General features: G+C 66.3%; 7 protein-coding genes and 2 pseudogenes. All 9 read left to right on the top strand.

Features of this window, described 5'->3' with window-relative positions; genetic code table 11:
- The first annotated feature begins 399 nt into the window (after positions 1-399).
- The gene (locus AB0M27_RS44345) at positions 400-639 is read left to right on the top strand and encodes a hypothetical protein (RefSeq protein WP_365731455.1); all 240 of its coding nucleotides are present in this window, start codon (positions 400-402) and stop codon (positions 637-639) included.
- A gap of 28 nt (positions 640-667) precedes the next feature.
- Positions 668-1191: pseudogene (locus tag AB0M27_RS44340) on the top strand (NUDIX hydrolase).
- Positions 1192-1382: 191 nt separating this feature from the next.
- The gene (locus tag AB0M27_RS44335; protein ID WP_365731453.1) at positions 1383-2696 is read left to right on the top strand and encodes a tyrosine-type recombinase/integrase; all 1314 of its coding nucleotides are present in this window, start codon (positions 1383-1385) and stop codon (positions 2694-2696) included.
- A complete protein-coding gene (locus tag AB0M27_RS44330; RefSeq protein WP_365731443.1) occupies positions 2689-3252 on the top strand; it encodes a DUF6262 family protein in 564 nt (187 codons plus the stop codon). Before AB0M27_RS44335 ends, AB0M27_RS44330 begins: the two co-directional genes overlap by 8 nt.
- A gap of 235 nt (positions 3253-3487) precedes the next feature.
- Positions 3488-5008 carry an FHA domain-containing protein gene (locus tag AB0M27_RS44325; protein WP_365731441.1) on the top strand — a complete coding sequence of 507 codons (1521 nt, stop codon included), beginning with the start codon at positions 3488-3490 and terminating at the stop codon, positions 5006-5008.
- A gap of 56 nt (positions 5009-5064) precedes the next feature.
- A complete protein-coding gene (locus AB0M27_RS44320; RefSeq protein ID WP_365731438.1) occupies positions 5065-8457 on the top strand; it encodes a protein kinase in 3393 nt (1130 codons plus the stop codon).
- Between the two features lie 75 nt (positions 8458-8532).
- Complete coding sequence (locus tag AB0M27_RS44315; protein WP_365731436.1) at positions 8533-10194, top strand: hypothetical protein; 1662 nt, start codon at positions 8533-8535, stop codon at positions 10192-10194.
- 674 nt (positions 10195-10868) lie between these two features.
- Complete coding sequence (locus tag AB0M27_RS44310) at positions 10869-11534, top strand: reverse transcriptase domain-containing protein (RefSeq protein WP_365731434.1); 666 nt, start codon at positions 10869-10871, stop codon at positions 11532-11534.
- A gap of 767 nt (positions 11535-12301) precedes the next feature.
- Positions 12302-12558, top strand: a pseudogene (locus AB0M27_RS44305) (group II intron reverse transcriptase/maturase); the annotation flags it as partial.

Here is a 12558-nt window from a genome sequence, read left to right as displayed (position 1 = left end):
ATCGCCCTCGTCATGCTCACCCTCGCCGGCGACCGCCCCACCCTCCCCGGCCGCCAACCCGCCACAGAATGACCCACACATACGGCAGGAGAGCCTGAAAATGCGGGCACCTCCGGGGGAGCTGTCGGCAAACCCCGGAGGCACCTCCCACGATACGGCCCTCACGGCCAAGGCGGGGAGCGAACAAGTCGAGACGGCTGCCCTCAACTCCCCTCCAGAGGGTGACCGTGTCGAGGATGCGGGATGTGATGAGGGCCGGGGTGCGCGTTGATGCATGCGGTGGAGGCCGGTGGGTGACGGCGCGGTCAGTGCGGCCTCAAGCTGGCTATTGCGGCGCAGCGCGACCTCGAGGGAGCGGGTGTCGCTGAACACCCGTGGCTGAGGCCGTTCGACGACGCCGTGCTGGCCAGTGAATCGGCGCTGATCCGTCGCGACTTCGAGCAGTACGACCAGGCCCTGACGTATGCCGAGCAGTCCCTGGCGCTGCGCGAGGCGAGCCGGGCGCGGTCGCTGGCGTTGTCCCGGATCACCCTCGTCGACATCCACGTCCGCCGCGGTGACCTGGACGCCGCCGTGAGCGCTGGCCACCCTCTCAGCACGAGCCCCACCCTGGGCTCTGTCCGGGTCCTGCAACTCTGATCCCGCCGTCCCCGGGAGGCACCACAGCATGAGGACCACCAAGGCACCTACCCCGGCCGACCCAGACGCGTGGAACGCCTACCTCGCGGAGGGGAATGCCAAGCAAGCCCGCAAGCGCGTGGCCGCCGATGTGCTGCTACGGGACAAGGCCGGGCGCGTGCTCCTGGTCAATCCAACTTACAAACCGGGATGGGACCTGCCCGGCGGGATGGCTGAGGCCAACGAGCCACCGGAGGAGGCGGTACGGCGCGAGCTGATGGAAGAACTTGATCTCGGCATCGTTCTGCGAGGCCTGCTGGTGGTGGACTGGGTCGCCCCGCATGGCCCCTGGGACGACCAGATTGCCTTCGTCTTGACGGCGGCACGCTCGACCAGGACCAGAGCGACCGGCTCCGCCCGCGCGACGACGAACTGTCCGAGCTCGCTTTTGTGACGCCGGACGAAGCCGGCATTCGCCTCGTGGACCGAATGCGACGCCGGTTCGAGGGCGCCGTGCGCGCGCTGGAGACGGGACGGCCGCTGTATCTCCGGGACGGCGTACCCGTGCTGTGATCGGCGACTTCGTTTTCAGCCCGTGGGCAGCGGCGGTGCTCGGTGCCATGGGGCACAGCGCCTGGAGGAACTGGTCGTCGTCAGTGCGTACTCGGTTCTCGGACGCGGCTTTATCTTCGTGATGATCTTTCAATCAGTCACGTCAGGCACATGGGCGCTGAACGGGCTGGATCATCGGTATCCAAGGGGTGTTGGGCATCACAGGCACGTTTGTCACGTCGTTCAGCCCAGAGCGGGCGACGCTGGCCCAGGACCGCACCGGGTGGGTGATCGTCGGAGCTGACGACTACACCCTTCACCGCGAGGGCTCGCTCTTCCTCACAGGTCTGCGAGACGCCGGCCGGGCCTACAACACGGAGAGGACGTACGCCGGGCGTACGGCGCTGTACCTTTCGTACTGCGCGTTCCACCGCTTGGACTGGGCGCAGATCACCGTGTGGCAACTCGCGCGCTTCCTGCACTGGCTGGTGGAGGAACCGTTGCCCTCACGAGCCCGTGGTGGGGGCGGGCCGGAACGATTCCGCGACGAGAACACCGCGAACGCGATCGTGGGTACGGTCTGCGAGTTCCTGAGCTTCGGTGTGCGCATGAAGTGGGTCGATCCAGAACTCGCCGGGCAGCTGGCCGAGCCCCGCTACCTGCGGTATCTACCTAGGGGCTTCAACCCGGGCGAGAACGACCAGTACCGCACGGTCCGTTCGCGAATACTCAAGCTCCGGGGCGTCGACTCGGGGATCGAGTGGCTGACGGTCGAGCAGATCGCCCGGCTGATCGACGCCACTCGGCACGCGCGGGACCGCTTCTTGGTGCTCCTGCTGTGGTGCACCGGCATGAGGATCGGCGAGGCGCTCGGGCTGCGCCGTGAGGACATGCACCCGCTGGCCGACTCGCAGGCCGTCGGCTGCCAGGTCAAGGGCCCGCACGTGCACGTGCGGCGCCGCTTGAACAGCAATGGCGCCTGGGCGAAGTCGCGGCGGCCGCGATCCATCCCGGTCACCAGCGAGCTGGGCATCTGCTACGCCGACTACCTCTACGAGCGCTCGGCAGTCCCGCAGGCCGACTTCACCGAGCAGGTGCTCGTCAATCTCTTCCGTGAGCCGCTCGGACAGGCGATGACGTACTTCGGCGTCAAGGGGCTGTTCGACCGGCTCGCCCGGCGGGCGGACCTGATCGCCCGGCCCCACATGATCCGTCACAGCGCCGCCACCGAGTGGATCCGCCAGGGCACCGACCGGTCAGTGGTCTCCGACCTGCTCGGGCACATGTCCGAGGCGTCCATGTCCGTGTACGTCCACGTCGAAGTCGTCCGCAACTTCAGCGACCAGATCGACTCCTTCCAGAACGTTGTCACCAGCATCCGCCGCCAGCTCGAGGTGATGCCTGAAGACGATCGGCGCCACCTCGAAGAGGCGTCTGCGGTCCTGCGCAAGGTCCGCGCCACGGCACCTCCTCCTGACGCCCTACCCGTTTCCTCCATCCCCGCCCGGAGAAGTACCGATGACTGATTCCCGCACCCCCTCCCAGGTCCTTCGCGAGGCGAGGCAGAAGGACTCGCGCGACAAACGCGCCCGCGTCCTGTCGGTCGTCGACCAACTGCTCGCCGACGACGAGCCGGTCACCTTCACCGGGGTGGCCCGCGCCGCGAACGTCTCCCATTGGCTCGTCTACGCCGAGGGCGTGCGTGAGCACATCGAGACCGCGCGACGCCGACAGGGACGCGCCGCAGCCAACGGTGCCCGCGCCAGCGCCAAGGAACCGGCCGGATGGAAGGTGGAGAAGAACCTCCTCCAGGAGGACAACAGGCGCCTGCGGGAAGAAGTCGGACGTCTCAAGAGCGCCGTCCGTCGCAGCCTCGGCCAGCAGCTCGACCAGTTCGGCGCCGCTGACCTCGGCGCTCGCGTCGATGAACTCACGGCAGAGCACCAGCGTCTGCAGGGCGAGCGTGACGATGCCTTGGCCCAGGTGAAGAACCTTGCCCAACAGCTCAGCGAGGTTCAGGACGACCTTGCCAGCGCGCGGCTCAGCCTGCGCCGCATGATCCGAAACGAGAACGCGACGTGAGGCACTCCGTGATTCCGCGCGCTCTTGCGGCCGCTCGGCACTCATCGGGATGGGAGTGTGCGCCGGGGTCTCCGCAGGCCATCGGCCTGCGTTGTTGCGGGGCGTCGGGCCGCTTCGTCGTCGGCTTGGCGCCACAGCCTCGAGCGGACAACAGGCGCCCAGCGCCCCGGAGTTCGGGGTGACCGCCGTCATGGGCAGGTACACCGAAGACTGCGGGGCCGCTGGTGCTGGAGCCATGAGCAGACGACCGATGCTGATGACGACAGGCGAGACCCGCGCGCTCGTCAACGTCCGCTCGCGAACCACTCGGTCGATCTGGGCTGACCCGGTCGTGCCACCGGGCCGGAGTGCCGGTGTTGATTCCGAATCTTCACTCCCGCAATTATCCAACGGCATCCCGCATGTCAGTGGTGTCGGGCATGATGTTCGTGCGCTCAAACCACTTCCGGCTACAGGAGGTCGATCGATGCCTGGACACGGCAGCGGCCCGCGCGCACGGGCGTTGGCGGTCGACATAGGCGAGATCGATTGCGATGTTGCGACCTCAGCGATGCTCGAAAGTACGGATCTGGCCGCCTCGGCACGCGAGGCGTCGCGCTATCTCAGGGTCTCGATCCCCGTCGCCGTCCGGTCCGTGCAGCCGAAGGCCGACCTCGACCTCGTGGTCTCCGCGCGCCTCCACGCACCTCGTGGCTGCCCGACTCCGGTGGCCTACGCGCCGTCGCCGTCCGTGGAGTATTCCGACGTCCCGTCGACGACCAGCGCGAAAGTCTCTATCACGCCAGGTATTGGCACGGTCAGCGGCGGACTGGATCGGACCACGAGCCATCAGGAACTGGTCAGCAACGTCGTCGGAGTCGGCACGACCCTGTTGGAGTGGACGATCCCGGGCAGACGCGGCCAAGCCGCCAGCAGCCGGGAGTTCCGGTTCTTCGTCCGCCAGGACGAGGGTCGTCACGGCTGGCTGGAGATGACTGTTCGGGCGAGTGTTGCCCGCAGTTTTTTGCGGCGCATGCCTTCGGAGTCCGCGGAACAGCGAGTGTGGTCGCCGCTGGTCGCTGAGAGTTCCCCGCAAGCGGCCACGACTCTCGTCCTCTTCGAGGGCCATCGTGAAGAGCGTGATGGCGACGCGGCGCGATTCTATCTTGGCCGTCCGCTGGACCTGCCGCTTTCCATGACAGCGGATGGGCCGACCGTCAGAAAGCCAGAAGGCGACGGTGCTGTTGTCGGATCCTTCCGCTGGTTCGACAGCGTCGACGGGCGGCCCGGCTTCCAATGGATCCAGAAAACTTCAGACCGCGTAGTGCTGGGTGAAGATCAGGGCCCGGAGATCCGTCCAGGCGAGACGGTATTCGTTCCGAACGGCAGCGTTCTGCGACTTCCTGACGGTCGCTCTCTGTGCGTTGTGTACGACGCCGCACTGACGACGGGCCGCCCCACCCTCCAAGACGCTCTCGACGTGTCGGTGGTCGTGGACGGTGCCGTCGTCGACACGTACCCGACCACATCGAGTTACGTGACAATCGGTCGCAGTCATAAGGACATCCCTATCGACCGGCCCGACGTCAGCCGCATGCACGGAGCCCTCGAACTCTCCGACGACGGTTGGTCGTACACCCATCTGAGCGGCGCCGGCGATGCTGTGCTGCGCCGTGAGGGGCAACAGGACGTCGACGTCCGCCGTCACGCGGCCGTACCGGTCCAAAGGCGCGACACCGTCGTGCTCAACGAACACGTATCCCTCTCCATCGGTTAGCACGATCGCACGTTCTCCTGGGGGACCGGGCCGGACAGCTTGGAGGAGATGAAGGCATGAGTACTGCCGCAGAACGGTCGCCGCGGTGGACCACCGGTGATGTGATCGACGGGCTCTACCACTTGACCCGCATCGTGGGCCACGGCGGAATGGGTGTCGTTCACCGTGTGCGGCACCTCGGATGGGGCATCGACCTGGCGGTCAAGTCGCCGCTGCCGCAGCATTTCGTGCACGCCGGCGATGTCGAACGCTTCATCGCCGAAGCCGAGCGGTGGGTATCCTTGGGACTGCACCCGAATGTCTGCAGCTGCTACTACGTGCGTACGCTGAACGGTGTCCCGCGTCTGTTCGCGGAGTACGTCCGTGGCGGCAGCCTGCGCGAGTCGATCGACACCGGGGCACTGTACGCCGGAGATTCTGAGACGGTCGTCACGCGCATCCTGCGTATCAGCAGCCAGATGGCGCGCGGACTCGAATTTGCCCACGGCAGCGGCGTACTGCACTGTGATGTGAAACCCGACAACGTGCTGCTCGAAAGCGGCGCCGACGGAGTTGCGAAGATCACGGACTTCGGGATCGCGCAAGCATTGACTGCGCTCTCCGGCGGTCCATCCGGGAGCAGAACCACCCTGGTGGCTCAGGGCGGCGGCGGTCTGACTCCCGCATACGCGTCCCCGGAGCAGATGCAGGGGAAACCACTGGACAAAGCGTCCGATGTCTACAGCTTCGCGGTTTCCGTGAAAGAGATGTTCAGCGGCGCCTCGTCGGCGCAGTCCTGCACGACCGTCGGGCCACTCACCCGTGCGACGCACAGCAGCGCCCCGTCCCTTGACGCGTCGGCATGGCAGATGCCGAAATCCCTTGCCGTACTGCTGGATCGCTGCCTGGCGGAAGTTCCGCGGTCACGGCCGGACTCGATGGCGGACATCGCCGTCGAACTCGAGGAGCTCCACAGCCAGTACGCCCCTGACGCCCCGCGGCTGTTGCCACCGACGCAGGCCGAGCTGAGGGCGGCCGAGTACAGCAACCGCGCCCTGTCGCTGCTCGACCTCGGGAAGCCGGAGCAGGCTGCGGACAAGCTGCGCGAGGCGCTCGAAGCAGACCCCCAGCATCTCGACGCGACGTACAACGCGGGGTTGCTGCGGTGGCGGCGCGGCGAGATCAGCGACGCGGCCATGCTCTCCTTGTTGCGCGCCGCAAGCAGCCATGCCGGAAACCCGTGGTACGCACATACGTTGACGGCACAAGCGCACCTGGAGCGCGGTGCCGTCGACAGCGCGCGGGAGATCTTGGAATTGGTCCCGCGCGAACATGCCGACGAACCGGAAACGCGATCCGCGAAGCAAGCCCTGGACGCCCCAGACCTCGGTCACCTGACCGCCGCCCGGACGACTTCCCTGCCCTGGCACCTGGATCCCGGTTTCCCGCCCTTCGGCCAGGTGGGATTCACGCGGGACGGGACACGCGTGATCAGCGGCGATTCGAGCGGCGTGACCCGTCTGTGGGACGCGTCCACCGGCGAGTGCCTGCGCAGTTGCGCGAGTAACGCGGGCTGGTCCGTCCACGTCAGCAGTGGGGACGGCAGATTCGGTCTGGCGCTCATCCGCGGTGAGTGCATTCGCCTCTGGAACTTCGAAACGGGGCGTTCGCTGCGTATGTTCACCCCGGTCGGAGACGAAACCGTCTATGCCCTGCGCATGACTCCTGACCAGGCCAGAGCGTATGCGGTGACCAAGGACGGCGAGTTGCTCGGCTGGAATCTCCAGCAGGGAACGACGACGGCACGAGGCGGGCTCGTTCTCCGCGAGACCTTCGACGAGCGTGCAAGTGTCTTCTCCATGATGGAGGTGAGCCCCGACGGATCCGCGTTGCTCATCCATCACGGAGAGCCTCAAGGCCGCTTGCATCTCGTGCGCCCCGGCTCCCAGGGCCGCTCCCGCGTTCTCACAGATTCCTGCGCTCGGGCGTCAGCCATGGCGTGGACCGCAGACTGCGCCCGCGTGGTCGTGGCAAGCGACGACCGGACGATCCGGGTCTGGAATGTGCGGACTGGAGAGTGCGAGCGACAGTTGACGACGCAGGCGGGCATCACGGCTCTGGCTCTCAGCGAGGACGCCCGGTGGGCACTGACAGGCAACGAGGACGGCACCGTATGCCTGTGGGATCTCACTGAACTCCGCTGTCTTCGTACGCTGGACGGGCATACAGAGGCGGTGTGCGATGTCTGGCTCTCCCCGGACGGCCGCCACGCGCGATCAGTCGCCGTGGACAACACCGTCCGCTCATGGAATCTCAGCGTCCCTGTCGGATATCAGGCCGCGTTACGCGTGAGCCGACCCCACGCCGCTGTCGACCTTGCTCGCTTCGGCGACGAAGTGCGAGAGCTGACGGTCCAGGCCGAGGCGGCCATCGCCGCCTCCCGCTACCGGACCGCACACGAACTTCTCGGCAAGGCGCGCGCGATCCCCGGCTATGAGCGCGACGTGAGGCTCTTGCGGGCATGGCGAGAACTCGGTGACCGGTTGCCCCGAACAGGCTTGCGCGCAGCGTGGATCACGCGGACGTTGTCCGTACACGGCACGGCATCCAACAGGTTCGGGATGAGTCTCTCCGATGACGGTCGTTATGCGACGTGCGGGACTCAACTCGCGGCGAGCCTGTGGGACCTGCGCAGCGGTACGCCGCTGCTGGATCTTCCCGAAGGCATGCTGACGACGAGGCTCGACGCCGACGGTCAACGGGTGGCGGGCGTGTTGGCCTCGGGAACCATGAGCGTCTGGTCGACGTCGGGCGGTACGGAGCTCGTCTCGTTCGTCCCGATGGACCCACGCATCCTTACCACAGCTTCCATCTCCGCCGACCTCAGCCGGATGGTCGCGGCCGACACCGGCCACGCAGTCCAGCTCTGGGACCTGACCACCGGACGGCCGCTGCGCACTCTCACCGGACACACCACGCACGTCAACGCCGTCCGGATCAGCGCGGACCGGCGTACCGCGGTCTCCGGGGCACGCGGCTCAATCCGACTCTGGGACCTGTCGAGCGGCAGTTGCCTGACCGACATCCCGGTCAGTGACGCCTACTACCCGTGGGATGTATGCGCGACGGATGACCGTCGGCTCGTTCTCGCGTGCGGGGACGAAGCGCCGCACCTGCGCGTGTGGAACGCCGACGGCGAGCCCGTCCACGGATTCGCCGGGCAGAAGGGTCGGCTCGTATCCGTGGCGCTGAGCCCGGACAGCCGCTTCGTCTTCACGGGCGATATGGCAGGCGTTATCACCGTCTGGTGCGTCCGGACCCGTGAGCTGGTGCACACCCTTGAGACAGGGCAGAGCGGCGTGCTCGACATGCAGATGACGCCGGATGGGCGGTATCTGCTCGTCGGCGGGTTCGAGGGCGCGGCGAGTGTGTGGGAGCTGGACTGGGAGCTCGCCGGGCCGGAGAGCTGAGAGGCGAGAGGCGCTGTCGGACGGGTCCTCCGTCATCGCGCCCACCACCATGGAGAACCTTAAGAGGGGAATCTCATGCGCAATAATCTCGCGGTCTCCGACGACATCCGCGCGGCCCTCGGCAATGGGACAGTCGGTAAACTGCAGGCCGGTCTGGTACCCGTGGACTGTCTGACATGCGGGGAGGAGATCACAGACGCGGATGGTCTCAACCTCGCGATCGACGACTTGAATGTCGCGCTGTGTGCCTCGCTCCATCACCAGGAGTGCCGCCCCTCGGCATGGGTGCGTCACTCGCCGGCGGAGGCCGAGAACTTCAACCTCAACCTGACGTGGCGAGCCTGCGTACTGGGATGGGAGGCAGCGGGCATACCCGTGCTGCTGGTGAATCCGTCGTGCGAGGCGGCGATTCTGACCCGGACGGGCACGGGCCACCGATCGTGGCGGATCGCCACGTTGGACAAGTACGCGGATGCCGGATTCACGGCGGCTGCGCGGCAAGCCTCATCGTTCGGAACCGTGCAAGGCCTCAACCTGCAGCTCGATCCGAACCGCCTGACGGTGACGAGCGCGAGCGGCCCGCTCAAGGGGACATCGTGGAATGCGGCACTTTCCGAAGCCGGATACTCGCAAGCCCATGCACGAGGACACGTCCTGGCAGGGGTGACTGTGGCGCTCGACCCGAAGCTCGACTCCGTGACGGAAGGACGGCTCAATGAACTGACGCGGCACGAAGAGGTTCTGTATGCCCGTGTCCCGATCGAACGTCCTGCGCCGAAGGCCGATATGGACCGCCTGCCGGTGCTGATCGAGTTGATTCGAAGGGGTACGGGTTCCGTGCCCAGCAGGGATCAATTGAGCGTGGCACTCATGCTCTACGAGCAGGGCACCACCCTTGGGGCCCTCCCTCACCCGACGGGGCGCGACCTGGAGATGGTCGTACTCCTGATCACCGGAATGTACGCGGCAACCGAGGGGCCCGTACACGTGATGACCCAGGGCGATCACCTGTCCCAGCAGCTTACGGACGCCTGCCGAAAGGTCTTCGGCCCGAAGGTCTTTCCGGTCAGCCGCGTCGGCGAGCCGAGCTTCACGTCGGAACGGCGCATCTCCATCGGCACGTACAAGGAAATCGCCGCGGCGAGGGCGCGCTTCGACAGCGATCCCCGCACATCCGCTGAGGTTCTGCCGCTCGCCTTCGCGATCGACCCCGTTCCCGGCAGTGATCGTGGCGTCGTCCTCAGGCGCTACAGTCGCCTCATCGAACTCGGGGAACAACCCCCGCCTCGGAGTCGGCTGGCGGCGGACAGCCCCGCCACCTACGAACCCGACCTTGCCTCCTCACCGACCAACCTCGGCACCCCTCTGGAGAAAGCAGTCGATGCCTGCAAGAAACACGTCGATGCCTGCCGCCGGTTGGCGGCGACCTCTCCAGCCAATACAGCCTACGAAGCCGAACTTGCCCACTCGCTGGCTTGTTGGGCCTGGGTACTTAATGAAGCACAACAGGACTTGCCTGGGGCGCTGCGAGCTACGGGCGAAGCAGTGGAGATCTACCGCAAGTTTGTGCGAGCCCTACCCGAGGAGTTCCTTCCACCACTCCATGATGCGCTGGGCTTGCAGGCGAACTTGCTCCTCAGTCTCGGGCGTCCGCGGGAGGCTGCGGACATCCAGACCTGGCTTGCAGCGAACGCCCTGGTTCCCGGCTCACGGAAGCGACGTCGCTTCCCTAGATGATCAATTCCAAGGGGTCTGTGGTTAGTGGTCGTAGGCGGTCAGTGAGCGAAGGACGGGCTGGCCGGTGTGGTCGTTGTGCCAGAGTGCGTCCTGAACGCGAGGAGGAGCTTGATGTAGGAGGAGCTGCTCGAAGCGGCGCTGTGTGACCGATGAAGGTTTGGCCCTTCGGAGTCGCCCTGCGGGGGGAGGCTTCAAACCGCCTCATGCTGCGTTGGCTGAAGACCGTCGTGGTGAGCGATGAGGAAAAGGCGCCCGGGAGGCGTCAGGTAGGGATCAGGAAGACGAGCGCAAGCGAATCGTTGCTGAAGTGTCGAAACAACCTTGATGACATCGAAACCGGGGTGTTCTGGCGATCCCGGGATGAGCCTGGCGGGAGCCCGTCGACTGGCCAGGCGGTGTCCGGCATGAAGACGACGTGAGCCTGATCTGCCGCGGTCACGCGGAACAGGAGAAGGCGTGCCCCGACACTGCCCGCCCAGACCGGGCGGGTGAGAGGGAGCGCCCCAAGCGGCCGAAACCGTGGAGGGGCTGAGTACCGATGCGGGGTGCGCCGGCGGACCGGCTCGTAGTAGTGAGGAAGCCCCTGTAATGGGGGTGGAGCGAAGGGGCCGGGTCATCCGTGGCTTTGTGTGTCTGGTCAACCGGACGGTCTCCGGGAGGAACCGATAGACAAGTTGAAGTCGCAGGTCAAGCCGTTTGAGATCTCGAAGTGGGAGGTCTGGGAGGCTTATCGCGAGGTGAAGGCGAACAAGGGTGCGCCGGGGGTGGACGGCCAGTCTCTTGACGAATTCGAGAAGGATCTGAAGGGCAACCTTTACAAGATCTGGAATCGGATGTCGTCGGGGACGTACTTCCCGCCTCCGGTGCGGGCGGTGGAGATCCCCAAGCAGCACGGCGGCGGCACGAGGATGCTCGGCATCCCTTGTGTCTCTGATCGAGTTGCCCAGACCGTGGTGGCCCGGCATCTGATGAGGCGGGTGGAACCGGTGTTCCATCCGGACTCCTACGGATACCGGCCTGGACGGTCGGCCCATGACGCGGTGGAACGCTGCCGGGAACGTTGCTGGAAGAAGGACTGGGTGATCGATCTCGATGTCCAGAAGTTCTTCGACAGCGTCCGGTGGGACCTGCTGGTCAAGGCCGTGGAGGCTCACACCGACGCCGTCTGGGTAGTGCTGTATGTCAAGCGGTGGCTGTGTGCCCCGCTGCAACTGCCTGACGGCACCTTGCAGGAGCGCGACCGGGGAACCCCCCAGGGCTCACCGGTATCGCCGGTCTTGGCGAACCTGTTCATGCACTATGCGTGTACGTCCAGGAGTTCGGGCATCGTCCCAGCTTGAAAGAGGTGGAGGGGATGTAACCGGACGACAAGTTCAGGGCAGCCAGCCGGTGCAAGTCCGGTCCGGGGAGACGCCAGGGTCCCCGGTAGCTGACTCCCGGCGTCGTTCGAGAGGGCGGCGTCGAAGTGGAGTGACAAGCGTCCCTCGGGGGCGTGCGACCGACCGGTCCGCAACATGAAGTGAAGCCTGCAGCGTCGATATGCAGACCCCGCCCGGGAGGGTGGGCCAAGGAGGTGCCGAGCCCGTATGCGTAGGGCGAAGGCCATGGAAGGCGTCCGGGAACCTGGAGCAGGCGCCGAGGAACCTCCCGGCGTAAGGGGCGTGGAACGGTCGGAAGGGTGTCCTGGGAACTGGAGAGGGCCTACTCGGCCCCGGGCATGCGGTCCGGGAGCGTGGCCTGCCTATAACCGGCGGAACCGGGAAGTGGCGGGCTGTCGAGAGGCAGTCGGAGGGGGTCGTAGTAGTGCCGATCGGCGGGACACCACAACCCGTCAGGAGCGAAGGGCCCCTGCTTCATCGATGCGATTCGCGAACAGGGAGGGGCCCGGATGAGTGCCGTTTCGGCTAGTTCCATCCGTCGGGAGGAAGGCGCCGCTGGACTGGGTGGCCGTCCTTTGGACAAGGTCCGAGCCTTGCAGTGGACGCTTTACCGCTGTGCCAAGCAAGAACCCGAACGACGGTTTCATGCCCTGTATGGCCACGTCCACCGCATGGACGTCTTGTGGCGGGCATGGTCGGTCGTGTGCACGAACCGGGGAGCCCCTGGTGTGGACGGCGTGACCGTCGACGCGGTGGCGGCCTCGGGGGTGGATGCATTCCTCCAGGATCTGGCGGAGCGGCTGCGGACGTATACGTATCGTCCGTCGGTGCTGCGGCGGGTCCAGATTCCCAAGCCGGGGCGGCCGGGGGAGTTCCGGCCGCTGTCGATTCCCACCGTTGCGGACCGGGTGGTGATGACCGCCGCGAAGATGGTTCTCGAACCGGTCTTCGAGGCCGGGTTCACCGAGGTGAGCTACGGGTTCCG

It is taken from the genome of Streptomyces sp. NPDC052107 (genome assembly GCF_040680215.1).
Taxonomy (GTDB): domain Bacteria; phylum Actinomycetota; class Actinomycetes; order Streptomycetales; family Streptomycetaceae; genus Streptomyces.
Note: the sequence above shows the minus strand (reverse complement) of the source record. Positions and strands in the feature narration are given on the sequence as shown.

Bases quoted from the DNA above. Each gene is read 5' to 3' on its own strand.
- AB0M27_RS44330 (WP_365731443.1), top strand. From the start codon at position 2,689: ATGACTGATTCCCGCACCCCCTCCCAGGTCCTTCGCGAGGCGAGGCAG.
- AB0M27_RS44325 (WP_365731441.1), top strand. From the start codon at position 3,488: ATGAGCAGACGACCGATGCTGATGACGACAGGCGAGACCCGCGCGCTC.
- AB0M27_RS44320 (WP_365731438.1), top strand. From the start codon at position 5,065: ATGAGTACTGCCGCAGAACGGTCGCCGCGGTGGACCACCGGTGATGTG.
- AB0M27_RS44315 (WP_365731436.1), top strand. From the start codon at position 8,533: ATGCGCAATAATCTCGCGGTCTCCGACGACATCCGCGCGGCCCTCGGC.